At 58.6% G+C, this 23,058-nt stretch carries 29 protein-coding genes; 15 read left to right on the forward strand and 14 right to left on the reverse strand.

Annotated features, from left to right (window positions below; all coding sequences use genetic code 11):
- The first annotated feature begins 144 nt into the window (after positions 1–144).
- The 10 genes from A3714_RS05405 (at position 145) to A3714_RS05450 (ending at position 7,709) form a co-directional block, all read left to right on the forward strand.
- On the forward strand, positions 145–600 hold the full coding sequence (locus A3714_RS05405; protein ID WP_063509837.1) for a chemotaxis protein CheW: 456 nt from the start codon (positions 145–147) through the stop codon (positions 598–600).
- Positions 597–1,592: an MBL fold metallo-hydrolase gene (locus A3714_RS05410; RefSeq protein ID WP_063509836.1), complete on the forward strand. Its 996-nt coding sequence runs from the start codon at positions 597–599 to the stop codon at positions 1,590–1,592. The genes A3714_RS05405 and A3714_RS05410 overlap by 4 nt, the downstream gene beginning before the upstream one ends.
- Positions 1,589–2,587: a lysophospholipid acyltransferase family protein gene (locus A3714_RS05415; protein WP_062815149.1), complete on the forward strand. Its 999-nt coding sequence runs from the start codon at positions 1,589–1,591 to the stop codon at positions 2,585–2,587. Before A3714_RS05410 ends, A3714_RS05415 begins: the two co-directional genes overlap by 4 nt.
- A gap of 65 nt (positions 2,588–2,652) precedes the next feature.
- On the forward strand, positions 2,653–3,201 hold the full coding sequence (locus A3714_RS05420) for a cytochrome b (protein WP_063509835.1): 549 nt from the start codon (positions 2,653–2,655) through the stop codon (positions 3,199–3,201).
- A 71-nt stretch (positions 3,202–3,272) separates the two neighbouring features.
- Positions 3,273–3,761: a peptidylprolyl isomerase gene (locus A3714_RS05425; RefSeq protein ID WP_063509834.1), complete on the forward strand. Its 489-nt coding sequence runs from the start codon at positions 3,273–3,275 to the stop codon at positions 3,759–3,761.
- 184 nt (positions 3,762–3,945) lie between these two features.
- Complete coding sequence (locus A3714_RS05430; RefSeq protein ID WP_062815146.1) at positions 3,946–4,413, forward strand: NfeD family protein; 468 nt, start codon at positions 3,946–3,948, stop codon at positions 4,411–4,413.
- 58 nt (positions 4,414–4,471) lie between these two features.
- Positions 4,472–5,431, forward strand: coding sequence for an SPFH domain-containing protein (locus tag A3714_RS05435; RefSeq protein ID WP_062815145.1), 960 nt, complete (start codon positions 4,472–4,474; stop codon positions 5,429–5,431).
- 326 nt (positions 5,432–5,757) lie between these two features.
- Positions 5,758–6,306, forward strand: a complete 549-nt coding sequence (gene gloA / locus A3714_RS05440; protein WP_063509833.1) for a lactoylglutathione lyase — start codon at positions 5,758–5,760, stop codon at positions 6,304–6,306.
- Positions 6,307–6,413: 107 nt separating this feature from the next.
- Positions 6,414–6,884 (forward strand): helix-turn-helix domain-containing protein, encoded by a 471-nt coding sequence (locus A3714_RS05445; protein WP_063509832.1) that lies wholly within the window; start codon positions 6,414–6,416, stop codon positions 6,882–6,884.
- Between the two features lie 165 nt (positions 6,885–7,049).
- The gene (locus A3714_RS05450; protein ID WP_063509831.1) at positions 7,050–7,709 is read left to right on the forward strand and encodes a YoaK family protein; all 660 of its coding nucleotides are present in this window, start codon (positions 7,050–7,052) and stop codon (positions 7,707–7,709) included.
- 38 nt (positions 7,710–7,747) lie between these two features.
- On the opposite strand, the gene A3714_RS05455 is transcribed toward A3714_RS05450, so the two are convergent.
- The 6 genes from A3714_RS05455 to A3714_RS05480 form a co-directional block, all read right to left on the reverse strand.
- Positions 7,748–8,323 (reverse strand): DJ-1/PfpI family protein, encoded by a 576-nt coding sequence (locus tag A3714_RS05455; RefSeq protein WP_197463369.1) that lies wholly within the window; start codon positions 8,321–8,323, stop codon positions 7,748–7,750.
- Between the two features lie 15 nt (positions 8,324–8,338).
- On the reverse strand, positions 8,339–8,674 hold the full coding sequence (locus A3714_RS05460) for a TfoX/Sxy family protein (protein ID WP_063509830.1): 336 nt from the start codon (positions 8,672–8,674) through the stop codon (positions 8,339–8,341).
- Positions 8,674–9,099, reverse strand: coding sequence for an MAPEG family protein (locus A3714_RS05465; RefSeq protein ID WP_082844800.1), 426 nt, complete (start codon positions 9,097–9,099; stop codon positions 8,674–8,676). The genes A3714_RS05460 and A3714_RS05465 overlap by 1 nt, the downstream gene beginning before the upstream one ends.
- Before the next feature lie 34 nt (positions 9,100–9,133).
- Positions 9,134–9,373, reverse strand: coding sequence for a hypothetical protein (locus A3714_RS05470; protein ID WP_063509829.1), 240 nt, complete (start codon positions 9,371–9,373; stop codon positions 9,134–9,136).
- A 95-nt stretch (positions 9,374–9,468) separates the two neighbouring features.
- Positions 9,469–10,131: a DUF1294 domain-containing protein gene (locus A3714_RS05475; RefSeq protein WP_063509828.1), complete on the reverse strand. Its 663-nt coding sequence runs from the start codon at positions 10,129–10,131 to the stop codon at positions 9,469–9,471.
- A 253-nt stretch (positions 10,132–10,384) separates the two neighbouring features.
- A complete protein-coding gene (locus A3714_RS05480) occupies positions 10,385–11,113 on the reverse strand; it encodes a 16S rRNA (uracil(1498)-N(3))-methyltransferase (protein ID WP_063509827.1) in 729 nt (242 codons plus the stop codon).
- An 89-nt stretch (positions 11,114–11,202) separates the two neighbouring features.
- Here A3714_RS05480 and A3714_RS05485 point away from each other — a divergent pair, with 89 nt between their 5' ends.
- Positions 11,203–12,189, forward strand: coding sequence for a YheT family hydrolase (locus A3714_RS05485; RefSeq protein ID WP_063509826.1), 987 nt, complete (start codon positions 11,203–11,205; stop codon positions 12,187–12,189).
- Between the two features lie 73 nt (positions 12,190–12,262).
- Here A3714_RS05485 and A3714_RS05490 read toward each other — a convergent pair whose 3' ends face one another.
- The 5 genes from A3714_RS05490 to A3714_RS05510 all read right to left on the reverse strand — a co-directional run bounded on the left by A3714_RS05490 (position 12,263) and on the right by A3714_RS05510 (position 16,168).
- Positions 12,263–12,811 (reverse strand): NADAR family protein, encoded by a 549-nt coding sequence (locus A3714_RS05490; RefSeq protein WP_063525689.1) that lies wholly within the window; start codon positions 12,809–12,811, stop codon positions 12,263–12,265.
- Between the two features lie 403 nt (positions 12,812–13,214).
- A complete protein-coding gene (locus A3714_RS05495; protein WP_063508700.1) occupies positions 13,215–13,481 on the reverse strand; it encodes a hypothetical protein in 267 nt (88 codons plus the stop codon).
- A gap of 499 nt (positions 13,482–13,980) precedes the next feature.
- Positions 13,981–14,370 carry a hypothetical protein gene (locus A3714_RS05500; RefSeq protein ID WP_063508701.1) on the reverse strand — a complete coding sequence of 130 codons (390 nt, stop codon included), beginning with the start codon at positions 14,368–14,370 and terminating at the stop codon, positions 13,981–13,983.
- A 59-nt stretch (positions 14,371–14,429) separates the two neighbouring features.
- Entirely contained in the window at positions 14,430–14,942 is a 513-nt protein-coding gene (locus A3714_RS05505; RefSeq protein ID WP_063508702.1) for a hypothetical protein, read from the reverse strand.
- A gap of 524 nt (positions 14,943–15,466) precedes the next feature.
- Positions 15,467–16,168, reverse strand: coding sequence for a TetR/AcrR family transcriptional regulator (locus tag A3714_RS05510; RefSeq protein WP_062815131.1), 702 nt, complete (start codon positions 16,166–16,168; stop codon positions 15,467–15,469).
- A gap of 149 nt (positions 16,169–16,317) precedes the next feature.
- Between A3714_RS05510 and A3714_RS05515 the strand changes: the two genes are divergently transcribed.
- From A3714_RS05515 to A3714_RS05530, 4 genes are all read left to right on the forward strand, one after another.
- Entirely contained in the window at positions 16,318–17,760 is a 1,443-nt protein-coding gene (locus A3714_RS05515) for a coniferyl aldehyde dehydrogenase (protein WP_063508703.1), read from the forward strand.
- A gap of 131 nt (positions 17,761–17,891) precedes the next feature.
- Positions 17,892–18,425 carry a twin-arginine translocation signal domain-containing protein gene (locus tag A3714_RS05520; protein WP_063508704.1) on the forward strand — a complete coding sequence of 178 codons (534 nt, stop codon included), beginning with the start codon at positions 17,892–17,894 and terminating at the stop codon, positions 18,423–18,425.
- Between the two features lie 46 nt (positions 18,426–18,471).
- The gene (locus A3714_RS05525) at positions 18,472–20,088 is read left to right on the forward strand and encodes a GMC family oxidoreductase (RefSeq protein ID WP_063508705.1); all 1,617 of its coding nucleotides are present in this window, start codon (positions 18,472–18,474) and stop codon (positions 20,086–20,088) included.
- 137 nt (positions 20,089–20,225) lie between these two features.
- The gene (locus A3714_RS05530; protein ID WP_063508706.1) at positions 20,226–21,089 is read left to right on the forward strand and encodes a PA4780 family RIO1-like protein kinase; all 864 of its coding nucleotides are present in this window, start codon (positions 20,226–20,228) and stop codon (positions 21,087–21,089) included.
- A 181-nt stretch (positions 21,090–21,270) separates the two neighbouring features.
- Here the strand turns inward: A3714_RS05530 and A3714_RS05535 are convergent, their stop codons facing one another.
- The 3 genes from A3714_RS05535 to A3714_RS05545 all read right to left on the reverse strand — a co-directional run bounded on the left by A3714_RS05535 (position 21,271) and on the right by A3714_RS05545 (position 23,026).
- Positions 21,271–21,762 (reverse strand): hypothetical protein, encoded by a 492-nt coding sequence (locus A3714_RS05535; RefSeq protein WP_063508707.1) that lies wholly within the window; start codon positions 21,760–21,762, stop codon positions 21,271–21,273.
- 86 nt (positions 21,763–21,848) lie between these two features.
- Positions 21,849–22,427 (reverse strand): DUF4334 domain-containing protein, encoded by a 579-nt coding sequence (locus A3714_RS05540; protein WP_082844676.1) that lies wholly within the window; start codon positions 22,425–22,427, stop codon positions 21,849–21,851.
- Positions 22,428–22,642: 215 nt separating this feature from the next.
- Positions 22,643–23,026: a MerR family transcriptional regulator gene (locus tag A3714_RS05545; protein WP_063508708.1), complete on the reverse strand. Its 384-nt coding sequence runs from the start codon at positions 23,024–23,026 to the stop codon at positions 22,643–22,645.
- Positions 23,027–23,058 lie beyond the last annotated feature (32 nt).

The following is a 23,058-nucleotide window of genomic DNA, read 5'->3' on the forward strand; positions in this document are numbered from 1 at the left end:
GGCCCGGGGTTTACCCAACCACCGCCGCAGCCTTGGCATGACACCTGCCCACCGCTACCGGCAGGGCCGGCCCGGTTTCAGTCAGCCTTTCGCGGACCCGCAAACTTGCAACTTGCCACTTGAAACGTCACTCAGAGGTCAACCATGAGCAGCTTGCCATCCGATATTTCCAGCCTGCTGATCCCCATGCAGGGGCGCCCCTGGCTGGTGCCCAACATCGTGGTCGCTGAAATCATTCCCCTGCGCCAGCCGGACCGGCCCGGCCATGGGCCTGAGTGGCTGCTGGGCTGGCTGAGCTGGCGGGACCAGAACATACCGCTGCTGTCCTTCGAGAAGCTTAACGAATCCGGGCAGATCACCATCGGCCAGGATGCCCGTATCGCCGTCCTCAACACCGTGGCCGGCAAAAGCACCTTCTACGCGGTCATCGTGCAGGGGATTCCGCGGATGATGAAAGTGGCCAAGGACGATCCGGTGGAAGAGCCGGTGGATACCGGCCCTGCGGAGGCCATGTATATTCAGGTGGGCGGCGACCTGGCGGTGATTCCCGATCTGGATGCCATCGAAGGCGCCGTGGCAGGGCTGCGGGACGGCGCATGATCGATCGGGAACGGCTGGCAGCCCTGGCGGCAGAGGAACCCACCCGATCCGGGGTGTATCGCAATCGCTTCGCCACCCCCCGCCATGGCCTGGGTGCCTTCCTGCGCTGGCAATGGGATACCCGGGGCCGCTTTCCCCGCCGCCAATCCTTCCCGCTCCAGCAACCGGATGCCCGACGACTGGCCAACCCGGGGTCACATCCCCAGCTCACCTGGATTGGCCATTCCACTTTCCTGTTCCAGCACCGGGGCTGGAACCTGATCACCGATCCGGTTTTCTCTGAACGCTGCTCGCCACTGCCTTTTGCCGGGCCGAAACGGGCGGTCCCCCCGGCGATCACCATCGACGACCTGCCAGCCATCAATGCGGTGCTGGTGTCCCATAACCACTACGACCACCTGGACCGGGCCTCCGTCAAGCAGCTGCAGGCCCGCTTTGGCCGGGAGATTCTCTGGTTCGTTCCCACCGGCGTCGCATCCTGGCTGCGCAACCTGGGCGTGGAACGCATCATCGAACTGGGCTGGTGGCAAAGCGAATACCATGGCCAGGTGGAAGCCTTCTGTCTGCCCGCCCAACACTTCAGTGGCCGCGGACCCGGCGACCACAACCGGACCCTGTGGTGCAGCTGGCGGCTGAACTTTCCGGATTTCAGCCTCTATTTCGCCGGCGATACCGGCTATGCCCCGTTATTCGGCGAAATTGGCGACATTTTCGGCCCCGTTGATCTGGCCCTGTTACCCATTGGAGCCTATGAACCCCGCTGGTTTATGTCGCCAGTACACATAAACCCGGCGGAAGCGGTTACAATTCACCGGGAGATTCGCGCCCGCCAGTCGGTTGCCATGCACTGGGGCACCTTCGTGCTCACCGACGAGCCCATGGACGCGCCGCCCCGGGCCCTGGCCCGGGCGCTGGAAGAACAACAGATCGATACCGAGACATTTCGGGTCCCGCAGCATGGCGAGACCCTGACAATTGAATTGCCGTCATGAGTAAACAATACCAGGGCCGCCGCCTTTGGCTGGTGGTCCGTCTGCTTGCCTGGTTACCGCTGCCACTGGTCACCGCCTTCGGGGCCACGATTGCCACCCTGATCACCCTGTTACCGCTACGTTACGCCAGCGCCTACCGGGTCGTTCTGATCAATCTGCTGGCCACCCATCCGGACATGACCCTGGCCGACGCCAAGCGCATTGGCCGCCAGAGCATGGCGGAACTGGGCCGTACGCTCACCGAATTCAGCCATGTCTGGCACCGCCCGGTAGAAGAAACCCTGTCCCGCATCACCCATATCCACGGCGAACAGGCCTTTCTGGATGCCTGCGCCAGTGAGCGGCCGGTACTCATGTTGTCCCTGCACCAGGGCAGCTGGGAGATCAGTAATCTGTATGTGGGCGACAAGGGCAACCGTGACCGGACCCTGATCATGTACCAGCCCCATCCCGCCACCCTGATGGACGCCATGGTCAAGGCCGCCCGGGAACGCACCGGCTCGGTACTGATCCCCACCAACAGCCAGGGCGTGAAACAGGCCCTGGCGGCCATGAAAGCCGGCGGCACCCTGGGGATTCTCTCCGACCATAACCCGGGCAACCGCAGTAATCCCTGCGTGCCGTTCTTTGGCTATGAGGTGCCCACACCCGCACTGATCGACAAGCTGGTGCAACGCTACCGGCCCCACGTGTTCATCGTGTCCTGCATCCGCGGTCAGGGCGGCGTCAAAGACATCCATCTGCACTTCGAAGCGGCACCGGAGATCGAACAGGCCTGCGATTGCATGGAAATCCTTACCGCCATGAACGCCGGTCTCCAGCGCTGCATTGATCGCAACCTGGCCCAGTACCAGTGGACCTACAAACGCTTCAAATGGGGGCCAAATGGGCGACGGCGCTGGTACCGGCAATCCCGGGAGATACTGGGCCGCATCGCACAAGGCGAGGACCGCAAGAGTCTGGGCCTGCACCCGGACACTGACCCGGATCAGTGAATCCCCGTTAAGCCAGGATTAATCTTTACCCGCCATACTGCGGTTACTGGAAACGGGAGAACACCATGAAAACAACACCGACAAACTGGCATGGATTGCACAAAGGCCTCCACTGGCTGGTGGTCTTGCTGCTGGTGATGGTCTGGGGAGCGGTAGAACTCCACGAGTTCTACGCAAAGGGAGACCCCATGCGGGAATGGTGGAAGATGCTGCACTTTTCCCTGGGATTGACGATCCTGGTCGTTGTGCTGGTTCGACTGTATGCCCGCACCTTATACCCACGCCCGGCACCTGTGGGCGCCGCCTGGCAGCGCCAGCTATCCCGTCTTGTCCATGTCCTGCTGTATTCTGTGTTGCTTGCCATGCCGCTCGGCGGCTTTGCCATGCGCCAGTTTGCCGGCAAGACCATCGAAATCTTCGGCATGTTCAGCGTCCCCCAGCTGACAGAGATCAATACCGACCTGGCCAAGCAGATTGCCTTCATCCACAAGGAAGTGCTGTGGACCGTATTGCTGGTCCTGATCGCCCTCCATGTTGCTGGCGCCCTGTGGCATCACTTCATCGACGGGGACGCCACCCTGAAACGCATGCTCCCCGGCAACCATAACGACTGAGATAATTGCCCGGCAGCGGGGAAGACGCCACAATTGCCCCCCATTCCCATCGCCTGACAACCGGAGCATGCATGACCATCGAAGACGGCAAGGTCGTTACCCTGCATTACAGCCTGTTCAACGCCGACGACGGCAGCGAAATTGAAAACTCCCGGGAAACCGGCGAGCCCATGGCGTACCTGCACGGCTATAACAACATCATCAAGGGGCTGGAAAACGCCCTCACTGGCAAGGCTGTCGGCGATGAGGTGGATGTGACTCTGAGCCCGGAAGAGGGCTACGGGGAATACGACAACACCCTGTTCCAGCGTATTTCCCGCAAATACCTGAAACACGCCGGCAAACTCACCCCCGGCAAGGTGGTCACGGTGTCCACCGACGAGGGCCCGCGCATGCTCACCGTGCTCAAGGTGGGCCTGAAAACCGTGGATGTGGACGCCAACCACCCCCTGGCCGGCCAGTCCCTGCGTTTTGTGGTGCAAATCACCGACATCCGCGACGCCAGCGACGAAGAAAAAGCCCACAAGCATGCCCATGGCGTGGGCGGGCATCAGCACTGAACTCTGCCTTCATTGATCTTTGACTTCATGTAGGAGCGTCGCTGGCGGCGCGATAACCGAACCTGTAAAGATTGCACTCGCGATAGAAAGTGTGTGATCGCGCCGCCAGCGACGCTCCTACAGCCGAGCGCTTCCGTGCTATCTTAGTTCATCAAAATAATGCACACGCGACAGGGGCTCAGAAATGGATCTGCCGGAATACAGTTACTGGATTATCGCCGGGCTGGCCCTGGTCATTGCGGAATTTGCCGTCTCCGGGCTGGTGGTGATTTTCTTTGGTATTGCCGCCTTGCTGGTGGGCTGCCTGAAGTTTCTTGGGCTGCTGGATGATACCGCCTGGGAACTGACCCTTTTCGCAATGACCAGCCTGCTGCTGCTGGTCTTCGTGCGTCGTGTCATCAACGACAAACTGATGGGTACCGAACGGCAACGGCAAGGCGAAGAAGACAGTGCCGGCCTGGTCGGTGCCAGGGCCACCGTCGCAGAGGCGTTCAGCAACGGCGTGGGCACCGTGTCCTATCGGGGCGCCCGCTGGCAGGCCCAGTGCGCTCATCCCCTGCATCCGGGTGACATGGTGCGCATCACCCAACACGACGGCCTCTGGCTCACCGTAGAGCCCTGGACACCTGGACCACAGACGCCGGCTGAATAAGCCCTGTGGCCAACCCGTATTCCTCTCAATTCGCTCCCAATAACAAGGAACTCTCTCCATGGCAGGTTTAATCATTTCCGCTCTTATCGCCCTCGGCGTTATCGTTCTGCTCTTCATGGTCATCCGCATCGTGCCACAGCGGCAGGTGTATGTGGTGGAGAGGCTGGGCAGGTATCAGACCTCCCTGGAGGCGGGCCTGCATTTTCTGATGCCCTTTATCGACCGGGTTGCCTACAAGCATTCCCAGAAGGAAATCGTCCGGGACGTGCCGCGTCAGAGCTGTATCACCAAGGACAACATCGAAGTCTCCATCGACGGCGTCATGTACCTGCAGGTCATTGATCCCAAGGCCGCCAGCTACGGTGTGGATGACTATGTCATGGCTGCCCAGCAACTGGCCCAGACCACCCTGCGTTCCGTGATCGGCAAGATCGACCTGGACAAGACTTTCGAGGAACGGGGCGAGATCAACATGGAAGTCGTGCGCGCCGTGGACGAAGCGGCCCAGCCCTGGGGCGTGAAGGTACTGCGCTACGAAGTGGCCGACATCAACCTGCCCGTGTCCATCAAGGATGCCATGGAGAAACAGGTTCGCGCCGAGCGGGAACGTCGCGCGGTGGTTGCCGAGTCCGAGGGTGAGCGCCAGGCCGCCATTAACCGTTCCGAGGGGGACCGCCAGGCCGCGATCAACCGCTCCGAAGGTGAGAAGCAGGAGATGATCAATATCTCCGAAGGTGAAAAGATGAAGCAGATCAACGAGGCGGAAGGTCGCGCCAAACAGATCGAGCTGGTCGCCCTGGCGACGGCCAAAGGTCTGAACATGGTCGCCCGGGCAGTGAAGGAAGAGGGTGGCGAAGAGGCGGTAAGCCTGCGCATCGCCGAGCAATATGTCGCCGCCTTCGAAAAAGTCGCCAAGGAATCCACCACCCTGCTGCTGCCCCAGGGCCTCAGCGACATCGGTGGCGCCGTGGCCGGCCTGCAGAAAGTCCTCAAGACCGTGGAAAAAACCCCGGCCTGAAGAGCAAGTTAAAAGTTCAAAGTTGAAAAGCGCGACCGGGGTAAAAGCGGTAATCGAGACCGCTTGCCCCGCGCCGCAGCCGCCAGGCTCCCTTCGCGGCCTTGGCGTCTCAGCCGGCGAACGACTTTCTCGCGTTGAAACTGGCAACTTGAATCTTGCCTATCCCAACACCACTTCGCGGGCACAACGGCGCAGAATCCAACACCCTATCTCGCGCCTTTTCACTTTCAATTTTAAACTTTCAACTCACCCCCCAAGGCTTGCATTCCCTCCCTACCATCCCGACATTCTTTAAATACCTGTGCCCACGCCAATTAGGAGCCCCCATGTCCCGTCATTTCGAACAGGCCGACGGCCTCTGTGACACCCCGGACGACGCCACCCGCGATTACCTGTTCAACCAGACCATGCTGCGCATCAAGGACCCCCAGGTCAGCCTGGATTTCTACACCCGTGTGCTGGGGATGCGCCTGGTGCGCAAGCTGGACTTTCCGGCAATGCAATTCTCTCTCTACTTCCTCGCCTACCTGGATGAGGAAGAGGCCAGTCAGGTCCCGCAGGACGATACCAAACGGCTTACCTATACCTTTGGCCGTGAAGCCATGCTGGAGCTGACCCATAACTGGGGCACCGAGAAGGATACGGATTTTTCCTACCACAATGGCAATGACCAGCCCCAGGGATTTGGCCATATCGGTATTACTGTCCCCGATGTTTATGCCGCCGCCGAGCGCTTCGAAACCCTGGGCGTCCCCTTCGTCAAGAAACCGGATGACGGCAAAATGAAGGGCCTTGCCTTTATCAAGGATCCGGACGGATACTGGATTGAAATACTGCAGGCCGACATGATGGAAAGGCAGCAGAAAAGGGACTGAATCGTTTCACTTTTTTGACAGCCAAAAAGTTTTTTTGCCACATTGGACGCTTGTCCCTAAGGTGAGTTTTTGGCTTTTACTCGCAACCTTTACTGAGGGGACAATCCGTGGCCACCGCTTCCTTACTGACCGCGCAACAGCGCAAGCTCTGCCAGACCCAAAGCAACCAGCCTGCACCCAACGGCCCCCGCGCCAAAGCCCTGCTGGCCCTGGATGAAGGGAACACCCAGCAACAGGCGGCGGAAGCATCCGGGTTGTCACTGGGCCAGGTACGCTACTGCCTCCGCCGTTTCCGCACCGTGGCCCTGGACATGTTCGACCCCGCCACGCCAACGGCAAACAAGCCAGCTGCCAAAACCGTTACCGCCGCCGCCACCGATGGCGCAACTGCCAGCAAGCCCGCCAAAGACAACAAGAAGTCCAAGAACAAAAAAGATGACAAGAAAGGAAAATCGAAAAAGAAAGACAAAAAGCTGAAACCGATCAAGCCCAAGACTGACAAGGGCGACAAGAAATCCAAGAAGAAAGACAAGAAAGGCGACGGCAAAAAAGGCAAAAAGAAGAGCAAGAAAAAGTAACGCGGCTGGCATCACGAAGAGCGGCAGCAGCCGGGGCATCCACGCCAGAATGTCACTGACTAGCGGGTAAGCGAGAGTGACTGCGGAAGCGGAAGACACCACGCCCCCGACTCCGCGCTGCGTGCTACACTGCGGGCTTGATCACCGGCAACATCGGGGGATGCCTTGCTAACACGTTTACCGCCCTGGGTGGAAGTCGGGGCTTTCCTGCTCGCTTTTCTGGCCGGTAGCGTCAATGCCGTGGGCCTGCTGGGATTCAGCCACCAATCCGTATCACACCTTACCGGCACCTCCTCGCTGCTGGGCCTGGCATTGGCGGATCTTGATCTGTCCGTGGCCCTGCACCTGCTGTTCACCCTGCTGAGCTTTCTCGCCGGCGCCGCCCTTAGCGGCGTACTGATCACCAGTACTGCCCTGAAGCTGGGCCGCCATTACGGGTTCTCATTGCTGATCGAAGCGGCTCTGCTGGTCATGGCCATGTTGTCTCTGCAACAGGGCAGTGATCTGGGCATCTATCTGGCGTCCATGGCCTGCGGCCTGCAGAACGCCATGGTGACCACCTACAGCGGTTCCATTATCCGTACCACGCACCTGTCCGGGATCTTCACCGATCTGGGCATCATGCTCGGCAACCGCCTGCGTGGCATTCCCCTCAACGGCCGCCGGCTGTTGCTGTTCGTCTTGCTGATTGGCGGCTTCGTCTGTGGCGGCGTGGTCGGCACCTGGCTGTTCCGGTTGCTGCATTTCACCGCCCTGTTGGCCCCGGCCACCCTGGCCGTCTCCCTGGCCGGCGTGTATTGGGCGTACAGCCGGCGGTACCGTTAAATTACCCGACCGGTTTGTCAGGGTGGCGAGCCAAGCCGTCACCGCTGCCAGGCATAATCCATCTGCCGGGCCGTCTTGTCCGCCAACTCCCGGCCATGCAGTCTTTCCACCAGATGCAGGCTCATATCGATACCGGCGGAAATACCCGCCGAGGTGAGACGATTGCCATCCTCTACCCAGCGGATTTTTTCCTGCACATCCAGCGCCGGGAAACCATGGCGCAGGTCAGCGATATCTTCCCAGTGGGTGGTTACCCGATGGCGGGTGAGCAGGCCAGCCCGGGCCAGCAGAAAGGCCCCCGTACAGACCGATGTGACCCAGCGGGCGCCGTCGCCGGCCTCGCGCAAGGCTGCCAGCAACACGGGGTTTTCCATGGCAGCGGTATGTACCCCGCCGCTGACCACTAATACGTCCAGCGGCGGGTGATCCGCGAGAGTAAAGTGACTTTGCACCGCAAAGCCGCCACGGGCCATCACCTGATGGCGTTCGCTGATCAGCGACACCTGCCAGGGCGGGGCATCACAGAGCCGGGCGGCGGTGGCAAACACTTCGTAGGGGCCGGCAAAATCCAGCACCTCGGCGTCATCGTAGATCACAATCCCGATTTGCAGCATGGCAATTCCAGGCAGTTATTTGGCGGGCAGGGTGCGCACGAAGGCAAAACAGTGAGTCAGCCAGCGTTGTAGCGCAGCCTCCTCGGCTACCGTCTCCGCGTCAATCATCAGCATGCCCTTCATGCGCCGGCCGGTGAAATCCATTTCGCCGGCGCCAGGCTCAACGGACAGCCTTTCATGGGCCTGCGGCCCGACCCGGGCCATCAGGCGGTCACCCAGAATGCCGCAGCACATGTTGCCGGCGATCATGAAACAGAGGCCGCCGAACATGCGCTTTTCATCGGGCAGGGCGCCACTGACGGCCAGCAGACCTTCGCGGACCCGCTGCGCCAGATCAGCATCAAACGCCATCAGAACACGGCGCGCATCGCGTTGACGGTGAGCCCGATCAATGCCAGAGAAGACAGGGCAAACAGCACAAAACGCAGTTCGATCTTGTTGATCAATGCCTGCAACAGGGAATGCACCACGCGGATCCCCACATAGGCCCAGGCCAGTGTCAGGTTGATGCCATCCCCCTGGCCCAGCAGGGCCAGTGACAGGGCCACCGCATAGAATACCGTCGGCTGCTCCATCAAATGATTATAGTTATCCGCCTTCCAGCGAACCCTGGCGGGCAGGGTGCTCATCTGCTCGCCCCGCGGCGCCAGCGGGTCCGGCTTCATGCTGGCGGCTTTCATGGCCGGCAACCGGGTGACATACATCCATAGCCACATGACCATGGACCAGGCCACCAACACCACCACCGGGGCCAGAATCGGACTTGTCACTTGCATGGTTATTCCTCGCGCTCAGTGCGCCCTGAAACCATCATAACGCTTGTTCCAGAGCCGCCAGCAGCAAGCCGGTCATAAAGGCGGACAGCATCACTGCGGCTATTTTTATTTTGGAAACCGGTGGCGTTAGCTCAGGCAATCCCCAGACGGAACAGGACGCAACCCAGGCTTTCGCGGCACCGCGACTCATCGCATGCCGCCGACACAACAGTGCCACGGCGGCCTTTTCCCCTCTGGCAAACAATACGCTTTCCACATCTTCCGGCAGTCTCATGGTTCTTCCCTGTTTTTTTATTATTGATAGTCTTTCCAGAAAACTCTTACCCTGCAGGCCGCATCAACAGCAGCCTCAGCGGCAGCCTGCTTTTTTCAAAGCTGGCCGCTGATCCAGCCCCATTCCTTGAGGGTGATCAACCCGCCCAGCGCTCGCACATCCAGCCAGTCACGCAAGGGCGCCATTTGCGGGCTGAAAACGAACAGACCCAGCACAACAAGATTTACCACGACCCCCAGCCAGAAAACAGTACGAAATGGCTGCTTGCGGGTTTTATGGCGAAATAGCGGGCGGGCCAGCATGGCGCCGGGCCAGCCACCGGCAAGGGACAGGAGGTGCAGGGTATTTTCCGATACTCGCTGGCGGTCATGCACCGCCGCCCGCTTGTCCAGCGCGAATATCAGGAACGTCACGGCGGCGATCAACAGCAGGTAACTCATCAGGAAAAACCGGAACGCATACTGCGATAAGATCCCCCACAAGCCACCATAGAAAGCTGCCACCGCAAACATCGGCACCAGAAACTCCGGCAACAAAAGATGACCGGGACGCCAGCACCGTTCCACGTCCACGGCACGCACCCCTTTGGCCGCATCCGGCTCAACACGAAACCGGACTTTCTCTCCCGCTTTCGGGCGCGAGCGGCTCCCCTCAAAGGCACTGACATGAACAAAAATGTCTCGCCCTTTTTTATCGGTAATAAAACCGAAGCCGCGTGCATCATCCCACTGCTTCAGCACTCCCGCTTGCTTCTTCATGATGTTTCTTCACCCGCATTGTGACGGCCATATTCCCTCGGCCCTGGCCGTCGAATAACCGGCACCTGTTTACGCAACCATAAGGGAAAAACTTTCCTGTCATGGCTGACTTGATCGCAACTTGCCAGGCTTTTTATCGCATAACCGCTACGAAGTTTCCCCTGAAAATCTGAGTACAGAACGATTTATGGGTGATGCTTTTACGGTTCCCCGGGGCGCTCAATAAACTTTGAGCCATTACTCACTGCAGCCATCAAGGGCTTCTTTCCAGCCACGCCCATAACGCCGCCAGCAGGGCCACCGGTGCGGTTTCCGCGCGCAGTACCCGGTTGCCCAGGGCGAAGGGGATAAAGCCCCTGTCCGCTGCCGCCTGCAATTCGTCATCGGAGAACCCGCCCTCCGGCCCGGTGAGCAGAGCCAGCTCGTCCACACCATCCAGAGCTGCCGGCGAGAACGGTTTTTCTCCGGGGTGGGCGATCAGACGCAGCGTGGGTAGATCACCGGCAAGCCAGGCCGACAGTGGCACGGCCCCTTCAATCACGGGTGGCCGATTGAGCCCGCACTGTTCGCAGGCGCTGATGGCAATTTGCTGCCACTGGCCCAGCTTTTTTTCCTGCCGCTCGCCCTTGAGACGCACCTCGCAGCGTTCCGTGTCCAGCACCACAATCCGGGTGGCCCCGAGTTCCGTGGCTTTCTGGATGGCATAGTCCATCCGGTCGCCCTTGATCATGGGCAGCGCCACGGTGACCGCCAGCGGCGCGGTGCGGTCTTCGGCCACAAACGCCAACGGTTCCACGGTCACCGCCTTCTTGCCGACGGCAAGGATCCGCGCCGACCATTCACCGCCGTGCCCATTGAATACCACCAGCTCGTCCCCCTCCGCCATGCGAAGCACCTTGCCAATATGATGACTGGCATTGGCGCCCAGCTCGGTAGCAAGGCCGGACTGGAATTCCTGATCGTCGTAAAAGCGGCGGGCCATGGGGTCTCCATCAACAATGGGTGCCAGTGGGAAAAGCAAAAGGCTACCATAGCGCCGGTCAACGCGACTGCTATTGAGTGAGAGATTCCATGGGCGAAATCGTAGCCTCCCCGTTCCAGCCGCCCCTGTGGCTGCGTAACCCGCATCTGCAGACCCTGTGGGGGCCCTTGGGCCGGGCCTTGCCGGAGGTGGAGCGGCACAGCGAATGGCTGCCGCTGGCGGATGGCGACCGGCTCCTGCTGGACTGGGCGGGCCCCGAGCGTCATCCCGGGCAGTTGACCGTGATTCTGCTCCACGGCCTCTCCGGGTGCAGTGACTCCCACTATATGCGGGGCATTCAGAAGGCACTGGCGGATGCCGGGGTCCGTTCGGTGGCCATCAACAGTCGCGGCGCCAAGCAGCCCAATGACACCGCCCTGTGCTATCACGCCGGGGAAACCGACGATGTGGATGCGGTGATCGAGCATGTGTTTGATCAGGACCCCACCGGCAATCGCATCGCCATTGGTGTCTCCCTGGGAGGCAGCCGACTGCTGAACTGGCTGGCGCACCGGGACAACGGCAAGCTGACGGCGGTGGCGTCGGTGTGTGCGCCCCTGCGGCTGGACCTGTGCGCCAACCGGCTGGATCGGGGCCTGTCGAAACTGTACCGACAGCATTTGTTGAAAACCCTGCTGACTCAGCTCGGCGACAAGAAACGCCACCTGGACAAGGTCAACCCGCCGGAAGCCAAGCGCCTGCACCGGCTGAACATGAGCGGCATCCGCTCCTTCTGGCGCTACGACGACCAGATCATTGCGCCTCTATACGGTTTTCGCGGGGCCTACCACTACTACGCCCAATGCTCCGCCGGCCCCAAGCTGCTGCAGATCCGCACCCCCACACTGATGCTGCAAAACCGCGACGACCCCTTCATGACCCCGGAGACCCTACCGCGCCAGGAAGAACTGGGCCCGGCAGTGACCCTGGAAGTGAGTGAGTACGGCGGCCATGTGGGCTTTATCAACCATGCGCCCCAGCGCTACTGGTTGGAGCAGCGGTTGATGGCGTTTGTGCAGGGGTTTGGGTTTCGTTGACAGGCTGTGCTCCCTTGGAATGAAGCCGAAGGTGCAATGTAAAGGGCATCGCCGGTACCGCTTTTTTTGCGACCTACCGCGATAGTTGCTCACGTGCTTCCATTAACGCAAATCCCAATAGATTAGTCCCCTTCCACAAGTTTGGATTTTCACAGGCAGGGTCATCTTCGGCCAGGCCGATACCCCAAATTTTGTCCACTGGGCTTGCTTCGACGAGCACCCGGTTTCCAGTGTTAAGTAAAAATTCTTTTAGTTCCGGATTGCAGCTGAATTTTGCTAAGTTACCCGAAACCACGATTTCAAAACGACAAGCGTCCCATTTTTCTTGATTGAAATTCTTAACCTCACGGCCAATAGCTTTTGCTTCTCCGGGATTGCTCGCGGCTAGAAGTCTTCTTGCTGCAACGCAATCATCAAAAAGTAACGCTTTGCGATACATCATGTAATGCTCAGCTGTCATGAAACTGTTGCCTTCGCATTCAAATGGCGCGTCATACCACTGACTAAAGCAACTTTTTGACACGCCACTCTTTGGTTTTTTGTGCCCCCAGAAAAATACATACTTCACTCTGTTTCCGTGATTTACGTATTCCGCCAGATCTTCTCTATTTCTGATTTTCAATTCTTCTCCGTGACTAACTCGTTACGCGTAACGCCCACGTACAGGTGCATTTGAGGCGACTCCTGCTTTTGCAGCAGCAACAGTGGGCAGCGGGTCAAATGTCACCTTCAACGTGTTGTTAGACGCCGTCTTCGTAAGGATCATGTGAACGTAAATTTGAGAATGCTTCAATGAAAAGCTTTTGCAAATTTGAAGGCGGCACAGCCAGGAATGCACATGCGACCGGCGAGAATGCTTCAATTGCCTCTACTGGCCCGGAAAACCTAACACCAGGGCGTGCTGCATGAAGGATTTCAAATACGGCGCTAATTTCATGCTGCTCAATTTGATGATCTAGGCGATGGCCAAATTTGTTCCGAACAGCGTTGACTTGAAGTATTCCGGGGCGAACGGCGGCAGCACTTTATCCCTGTGTTGGAAGCAGCTTCGCCTTCTGAAAAAACGACAGCTTTACCGCGTGAATGTTTTCGAGGTGGAGCTGTGCTTCTAGGAACGTATTGAGAAACGATTCGATGATTAGGTGGGCTCTGAGCACACGACCAATCGCGTCGTGGTCGACCGAAGCGAGCTGAAGAAACCTTTGGTTATGCCTCTCAAAGTCAGCCTCAATGTCCGCCCAGTGTGGCTGCAGAGCCTCCAGAACTTCGTGAATACCGTCGATATCTTTCATTTAGGTGCCTAACGCCCGGCGCACCGGGTAAATTTTTGTTGGCGGCTTTTGTACGGCTGTATGCACAAAAGGTGACAGCGGAAATTTATCCGGTTCAGCCGCTTGTTAGAGCCCTTTTGGCCACGCAACATCTCTAATCTCTCCAATCAGATTAGATGGCCCGCCGAATACTAACCACTTCGAGCCTGATCTAATCCTTTCTATCTGGCTAGACCCGGCCACCACTACAACGTGAACCGTTGCCGACTCTCCAGGCCAAAGCTCCCTTTTTTCCGTAGAAGTGATTTCTCCCATGAAATAGTCATGGTCTCCCTCCGCAGAATGCTTTGGCCTATTCGGGAAGCTAATCGGTTGCTCCCTGCCTGACTCGGATGAGGGATATAGCTCCAATATGGCCGAAGCCGCGAAACTTACTTCATCCACGCTTTCTGCCTCTAACGCCCAAAGCAGCGGGGCGCGTTAGCGCGTCCAGCCCGCAGGGCGATGCTGCCTTTGCTTGTTAGGCATTGCTTGGCTCGAGGCCTTTGCGATGCCTGAAAATTAAAATGATCAAGCCTCCGTTAATTGCCACAAGCGCCAATGTGCGCCATGGGCCTATTGGGGCGATATTCGACAAATATGGTATTGCAGAAATGCCATGAATAAATGCCAGGACCGGAAATACCATTAGCAAATAAGCAGTCCATTTTTTTCGTAGGAATGCCCCAACTGCGGCCAACATGGGTGCAATTAAAAATAGGGCTCCCTCTATAGTCAGCGCAACCATCCATGCATCAAGGGATTCAGATTTTTTTGCGAAGTACCAACCATATAGATAAACACCAGGCCATGGCATTGCTGCGACTAGCTCTATCAATGCAATAATCTTAATCCAGTTCTCAGATCTCATTTCTTTGCATGCCTAACGCCGCGCTCTGCCGCTTGTCGGCAGCAGCGCCTTGTTATGCATTAGAGCAACCCGAGAAGTGTGGTTGCCCCTGCGCCAACCAAGCTGGCCACTGTGCCATTCTCTAGCAATGCTCTAAGTTTTGATTTTGCTTCCTTGTCGCCACTTTTAGCCACATGCTCGACAAGCTGCTTAATACTGACATTAGCGACCTGAACGTTTTGATCGCCAATCTGTACCATTTCGCCGGAAACAGAGCCGATATTTATCGTCGAGGACGCTTTGTTCGTTAGGTGTGGCTCTGCTGTTGCATTCTGTACATTCAGCGTGAGCATATGCGGGTGATTGGTCCCAACGTTCAGGCTACCACCTTCGAGAAACTGAACATCAGTTACTTTGAGGTGTATCTCTCTTTTACCTGCCTTTTGAACTATTACATCACCAATTCCTACATCGGGCTCCTCTGAATATGGAATATTCATTTTTCCTTTAGAGGTATCCCTCTTCGCTTTGTACTCGGCACCATCAATAACGACCGTTTCTGGATAGGCTAGTTTGTCAAAATCGAAATCCATGCAACCCCCTTATTGTGTATGCATAACAGCGTATTCAATTGCAGATGCGATATATCACTATGCAATATATCCCCAGTCCCACTTTCCCCTGAACCTACCCGAAAAATCCCGCCAATCAATCTCTTAACCTCAACTCAAGAATCATTCTCAGCTGACTTTTCTTGCACTTGCGTGTTGAACGGGAATTTTTGCTCGGACTTTTCTTGCAATGCCAAATCAGAAAATTCACTTTATCTCAGCAACTTACAAAAATATGTAAGCCATATCCTACATATTCAACTTGCGCGCGGGTGAAAAACGGCGGGATGGCGAGCAAAAAAGGGGAGGGACATCGGCAAACTAACAACCAGACATTCAACGGTCATCAACGCCTGCACTGAAAAGGGATTGGGGGATGGGTTATTAGCGGGGTAAAGTCTGGCGCATTCACCACAGAGGGCAGAGAGAAAAGAAGGTTTTCCTCCGTGTTCTCTGTGCCCTCGTGGTAAGACCGTTTTTATAACGGCAGCGGGAGGGGAAGGCCCCTATTCGCTGCCGGTTCTGTCCAGCCCGGGCACATGGCCGAGCAGCAACGCCGAGGTGGTATCCACCGCCCGGTAGCGGGCCTTCATTTCTTCCAGGTGTTCGCGGGCTTCGCCGCGCAGGAAGGGTTCTTCCAGGCAGATGATCTGGTAGATGCCGTGACGCATCAGGGATTCGTCCAGGGCTTCATCCGCCGCCGCATCCGGGCGCAGGCCGTGAACCAGTGCTGCCCAGGAGGACATCAGCACCCAGGTGTTCACCATCAGCCCCTGTAGCTGCTCATCGTCCACGGCGATGATGCCGCTGCTGCGCAGCTCCCCGTAAATCACCAACCCCCGTTCCAGCACCACTTCCACAAAAGCCTGGTAGCGCGCCGCCAGGGCCGGGTCGGCGTGCAGAAAGTGGGTCAGGTCCCGGTGGAAAAACCGGTACTGCCACATGGAGGCCAACAGCCCTTCGAAATAATGGGTCTTGATGGTCCAGGTCAGCGGCCCCTGGGGGGCTTCCAGCAGGGCCAGCAAGTTCTGGCTGTAGCGCTCGAACAGGGCGGCCACGATGGTGCCCTTGTTACGGAAGTGGTAGTAGAGATTGCCCGGGCTGATGCCCAGGGCCTCGGCGATGTGATTGGTGGTCACATTGCGCTCACCTTCCCGATTGAAGAGAGCCAGGCTGGTATTGAGGATCCGTTCCTTGGTGCTGGTCATTGTGGGCCAAATGTAGTGATTTTATTACTGCCGGTTGACTCCTAGAGTAATTACTCTAAAAATCAGACTCAAGGTTAATTTTTGATCGGCGGCCAGGGCCGCCGGTTTTGCCATCATACATAATGAAAAGCCTCGGGAGGCAAGTGACCATGGTCGCCGAAGTGAAAGATCTCCACAGCAACAATGCTGACGTCGAACGCATGCAGCAGATCTTTGCTGCCCAGAAAGCGGCCTACCGCCAGCACCCTTACCCCAGCGCGGAGCAGCGCATCGAGCTGATCAGCCGCATCAAGCCGCTGCTGCTGGATAACCTGGATGCCTGGATCGAGGCCCTTAACAACGATTTCACCACCCGCGCCGCTGACGAAACCAAGCTGGCGGAAATGCTGATCACCCTGGAAGGGCTCAAGTACACCACCAAGAAGCTGCGCAAGTGGATGAAACCGCAGAAGCGTAGCGTCAGCGCACTGAGCTGGCCGGGCAAGACCTGGGTGGAATACCAGCCGCTGGGCGTGGTGGGCATCATGGTGCCCTGGAACTACCCCATCCAGCTGGCGGTGGTGCCGCTGATTACTGCCCTGGCCGCCGGCAACCGGGTGATGATCAAGATGAGCGAAGCCACGCCGCGCACCGGTGCGCTACTGGAAAAACTGATCGCCGACACCTTCCCGGAAGAACAGGTGGCCGTGATCAATGGCGAAGTGGATGTGGCCCAGGCGTTTTCCAGCCTGCCGTTTGACCACCTGCTGTTCACCGGCTCCACCACCGTGGGCCGCCACATCATGCGCGCCGCCGCCGCCAACCTGACTCCGGTTACCCTGGAGCTGGGCGGCAAGAGCCCCTGCATCATCGGCCAGGACTTCCCCATGAAGGACGCCGCCGAGCGGATCGCCTTCGGCAAGTGCCTGAACTCCGGCCAGACCTGTGTGGCCCCGGATTACATTCTCTGCCCGGAAAACCGGGTGCAGGAATTTGTGGACGCCTGGAAAGCCCAGGTAGCCCAGTCCTACCCGACCATGCTCAACAATCCGGACTTCACCGCCATCGTCAACCCGCGCCAGTACGGCCGTCTGCAGGGCTACCTGAAGGATGCCCGCGAGAAGGGCGCGGATGTTATCGAGATCAACCCGGCCAATGAAGATTTCACCGGCAGCCAGAAGATCCCCCATACCCTGGTGCTGAACGTGACCGACGACATGCAGATCGCCCAGGACGAGATCTTTGGTCCGCTGATGATCGTGGTGCCCTACAAGAACCTGGATGACGCCATCGACTACGTGAACGAGCGTCCCCGTCCGCTGGCCCTGTATTACTTCGACTGGGATCAGGGCAACTGTGACCGGGTGCTGAAGAACACCCACTCCGGCGGCGTCTGCCTGAACGACACCATCTCCCATGTGGGCGTGGACGATATTCCGTTCGGCGGCGTGGGCGATTCCGGCATGGGCGCCTACCACGGTCCGGAAGGTTTCCTGACCTTCTCCCAGGCCAAGGGCATCTACAAGAAGGGCAAGTTCAACGCCACCAAGTTTATCCTGCCTCCTTACGGCCGTGGCATGCACAAGATCATCGACAAGTACTTTTTGAAATAACAACGACGGTTACAGGGTTACCGTTACCTTGCTGTAGGAGCGTCGCTGGCGGCGCGATAACCCGACGTGTGGAATCGCGCCGCCAGCGACGCTCCTACAGATAACCACCAACAAAAAAATAAGAGTGTGCTATGGATCAGGGACTCAATCGCCGCAGCTTTCTCAAGCTGGGCGCCGCCGGTAGTGCCTTGCTGGCCACCGGCTCCAGCCTCACCTTACTCACCGGCTGTTCCAGCAATGACGGCCCGGCGGCAGGGTATCGCTATTTTCGCCAACAGGATGTGGACCTGCTCACCCCGCTGGTCGGCGCCGTGCTGGGCAAGGCCCTCACGGATGTGGGCGCCAGTGCCGAAGACGGCATGAAGGCTTACGACGATCTGCTGGACGGGGCCATGCCCGGCACCCGGGCCACCCTGTTCCAGATTCTTGATCTGATGCAGCTGGGCGCCGCCCGCTGGTTTATCACCGGCACCTGGGCCAGCTTTGCCGAGCAGAGCGAGGACGAGCTGCAACAGACCCTGGCCCACTGGTCCTCCAGTGATCGCGGCCTGTCGCGCATGGCCTTCAAGGGACTGACCCAGCCCATGTTCATGGCCTGGTATGTGAAACCCGAGGCCGCGCGCAGCACCGGCTACCCGGGCCCCCCACAAAAAATCGTCGCCTGAACAGCAACGCTTTTTCTGCACCAGCCCGAAATAAAAGGACAACGCCATGCAGGATCTGTCTTCCCTGCCCATCAAGGGCATTAACGACCCGTGGAAAACCGGCATCAAGAACGGCTGGGATGTAATCGACGGGCGTACCGTTTCCGCTGACCGCACCCTGGAAGCGGATGTGGTAATCATCGGCACCGGTGCCGGCGGCGGCGTCAGCGCGGAAATTCTTACCCAGCGCGGCCTCAAGGTGATTCTCATCGAAGCCGGCAAGCTGATGAGTTCTGACGACTTCACCCTGAACGAAGGCGAGGCCTACCGGGACCTGTATCAGGAAGGCGCCATGCGCGCTACCAAGGATGCCGGCATGACCATTCTGCAGGGCCGCACTGTGGGCGGCACCACCGTGGTCAACTGGACCAGCTCCTTCCGCACCCCCAGCGAAACCCTGCAGTACTGGCAGGACACCTTCGGAGTGGAAGACCTGCTGCGCAATGATCTGGACCCCTGGTTCCAGAAGATGGAGGAGCGGCTCAAGATCAGCCAGTGGATCATGCCCCCCAACGCCAACAACGACGTGCTGAAAAAAGGCTGCGACGCGTTGGGCTGGGAATGGGCGGTGATCCCGCGCAATGTGGAAGGCTGCTGGAACATCGGCTATTGCGGTATGGGCTGTCCCACCAACGCCAAGCAATCCATGCTGGTGACCACCCTGCCTGCCGCCATGAATAATGGCGCCACCCTGATCCACAGCGCCCAGGCCCACCGCCTGCTTATCGATGGCGACACCGTCACCGGGGTGGAAGTGCGTCCGCTCAACAACGACAAGGTGCCCACCGGCGCCACCGTTACCGTCAAGGCGAAAACCGTGATTGCGTCCGGCGGCGGTATCCAGACCCCGGCCCTGCTGATGCGTTCCGACGCACCGGACCCCCAGGGCCGGGTGGGCAAGCGCACCTTCCTGCACCCGACCACTTTCACTTTCGGCATTTATGACCAGGAAGTGGCACCGTACTACGGCGCACCCCAGTCCCTGTATTCCGACGAGTTCGTGTTCAAGCACGGGGTGGACGGCCCGGCAGGGTACAAGCTGGAAATGATGCCCATGCACCCGGGCCTCACCGGTGCCCTGATGGGCGGTTACGGTGGCGATGCCCGCAACGAAATCGAGCGGCTGCCGAACCTGGCCTCCTCCATCGCCCTGTTGCGAGACGGTTTCCACGCCGATAACCCGGGCGGCAATGTGGAACTGCGCGATAATGGCGAGCCGGTCATCGACTATCCCGTTGACTCCTATCTGCTGGAAGGCGCCAAGCGCTCCCACCTGACCATGGCGGAAATGCACTTCGCGGCAGGGGCCAAAGAGATCCGGCCCAGCCATAGCCATGCCGGCTATTACAAAAGCTGGAAAGAGGCCAAAGAGGCCATCAACAAGTTGGCCTATGATCCGGTGATCACCGGTCTGGGCAGCGCCCATGTGATGGGCGGCTGTGCCATGGGTCAGGATGAGTCCCAGTGTGTGGTGAACAGCGATGGCAGCTACAAATACCTGAACGGCCTTTACATTATCGACGGCTCCGTGTTCCCCACCAGTCTGGGCGTCAACCCGCAGCTCACCATCTATGGCATGAGCGCCCGCAACGCCACCGCCCTGGCAGACAAACTGAAAGCCTGACCTGCCTGCACCGACCTTGCTCCGTTGGCCCCCAACGGGGCAGGGTCGTGCCCTTTGCCCTCCCAGCCGCTCCCGATTTCACCCCGAAACCTCAGGTAGCAGGGGAAGCCGGACGCCAAATAAGGTATAAGTGCGGCATGAAAACCCCGCAACGATTACAACCCCTGGTGGATGACGGCCTTATCGACGAGGTCATCAGCCGTCTTATGAGTGGCAAGGAGGCGGATATCTTCGTGGTCCGCTGTGGCGACGAGATACGCTGCGCGAAGGTCTACAAGGAAGCCGCCAAACGGAACTTCAAGAAAGCGGCCCAGTACCGGGAAGGCCGCAAAGTCCGTAACAGCCGCCGCAGCCGGGCCATGGAGAAAGGCTCCAAGTTCGGCCGGGAACAGCAGGAAAAAATCTGGCAGAGCGCCGAGGTGGATGCCCTGCGCCGACTGGCCGAGGCCGGCGTGCGCGTGCCCAAGCCCTACGACATGCTCGAAGGGGTGCTGCTGATGGAGCTGGTCACCGACGATGACGGTGACGTGGCCCCGCGCCTCAGTGAAGTGGTGATGTCCGCCGAACAGGCAGAAGAGGATCATGCGCTGATGATGCAGTACGTGGTGCGCATGCTGTGCGCCGGCATCATCCACGGCGACCTGTCCGAGTTCAACGTGCTGGTGGACGACTACGGCCCGGTGATCATCGACCTGCCCCAGGCCGTGGACGCCGCCGCCAATAACAGCGCCGAAGCCATGCTCTACCGGGACGTGGACAACATGACCCGCTATTACGGCCAGTACGCGCCCTCACTACGCGGCAGTCGTTACGGCCAGGAAATCTGGGCGTTGTATGAAAGCGGCGAACTGACCCCGGACAGCGAACTCACCGGGCATGTGGAAGACGACGGTCACATCGCCGATGTAGAAGACGTGCTGGCAGAGATCAAGGCGGCGTTCGAGGAAGAACAGGAACGCCGGGAACGACTCAGCGGCGACGCGGAAGACAGTGGTTATTGAACGGCCCTGTCCACAATCCGCTTTCCACGCATTTTAAAATAGAAGACACGGTAGGGTGCACTGAGCCTGAGGCGAACTGCATCCTGCGGAAAACCTGAATTGCCGGTATCCCCACCTATCCGTAGGAGCGTCGCTGGCGGCGCGATTTCATGCGTTGGCTATCGCGCCGCCAGCGACGCTCCTACGGGAGAGTGTATCGCTGAGCGACAGGTACGCCCAGGCACCGGCTAACGTCCGGCGACAGGTCATCGATCATGGCATCCGCCCAGAAAAACCCCTGCACCGATAACCCACACAAGAACAGCACCAACAGGAAAAAGATCAGCGGCTTGATACGCGCCCGGTGGCCGTACACATAGCGGGCAGGGCGGAACACTTTTTCGTCAGGCAGTGGCGACTGGCCCAGTCGCAACACACGAACACTGTGCCGCCCTTCAATGGCCAGCACTATCAATGCGAGACCCAGCGGCAAGCCGATAAAGAGGCTGTAGACCACCAGCTCCAGACCGTTAAGAGACCCATAGTGGTGACAGTGGGCCGTTTCCACATAGCGCTCGAACCAGGGGAAAAAGAAAACCTCGGTCAGCAGGAAAAGGGGCACAGCCCAAGCGGCATGAAACAATAACAGGCGAATGCGCTCGGCCTTGCTGTATTGCGGTGCCCAATCGGCCATAAGCTTCCCCCGAATCGACGTCCCTGTGGGAGCGGTGTCTCGCACAGGCGTTCCTTATTATTCAGGGGATATTCTGGCAGAAAGACTTAGCGGTCGTCGCGACGCAGCACAAAGAAAAACGGCTGCTTCATGCCTTTCAGATCCATGATGCCGAGCACGGTGTTGTCGTCCACCTTGCGGAACACATCATTGATGGGCAGGTTGTCGTAGGACATGGTGGCCGAGGTTTTTCCCCGGTAGTGGATCATGCGCAGGCGGGCAGCAGAGCGGCGCCCGGACAGCAGCGGCAGGGTAAACTGGAACAGTTTGCCCACCCACTCCGAACTCAAAAACGGCAACCGGTCCAGCAGTCCCAGGCCGGGCATTACCAACATCGGCTTTACCGTAGTCAATTTACCGGATGCCTTGCGGAACACCAGCGGGTGCACGTGTTCGGCGCTGTCAAAACGCTTGCCATGCCAGTGGCAACGCTCCAGCACCCCATCCAGCGGATGACCGGTTGCGAAGCCTTCGCCTTTCCAGGCGCCAAGCATGAAGTCCGTATCAATGGGCTCCAGCGCATCATAAATGGCCAGCGCATCCTCACAGGAGACCGGGCCGGCCTGCTGTGCTTGCGCAAAACTTATTTCTTTCATGCTTTTCTTGTCTGCCTGAGACACACCCATGATCTACTCCTGAAGCCGCACGAAGAATGGACCCATACGCTAAGCACAGCCCGGTGAAATCACCAGTGTTTGTGCGCCATTGTCAGGCAAGGGTGTTCACCAAAAACACCATTCGTTGACCAAAACGGTCTTCTGGAAAAAACGAACGCTAAAAAGAGAAATATCACACGCTATTGTTTACTGAGCCCGGCGTAGCCGCCTCACGTAACAACGCATCATCTGTTGCAATGTCCTTGCTGCCGCAACGCGGCGGCACTCTCTTCCAGCCGTTTTTGCTCGCGACCAAGAAGGGCGCTGACCCGTTTCCATTCGCGGATCTTCTCGTCCACCGCCGCCTTCTTTTCCGCCATCAGCACAGCACCTTGTTCGCAATCGATGCTGTCACTGCGCAGGGCGTCCAGCACCTCTCGTATCTCGCGCAGGGAAAAACCCAGCGCTTTGAGCTGGCGCACCATGGCCACCCGTTCCACCGCCTTTTCCGGATAGTCCCGGTAATTGTTGCCACGGCGACCCACTTCCTGAAGCAATCCGGCCTTTTCGTAATAGCGCAGGGTATGGCGGTTCACCCCGGTGCGCTGTTCCAGTTCCGCAATCTGCATGGCGGCCTCGCAATCCGCTGTTGACCTTAGAG

The organism is Alcanivorax sp. HI0007 (genome assembly GCF_001635525.1).
GTDB lineage: Bacteria > Pseudomonadota > Gammaproteobacteria > Pseudomonadales > Alcanivoracaceae > Alcanivorax.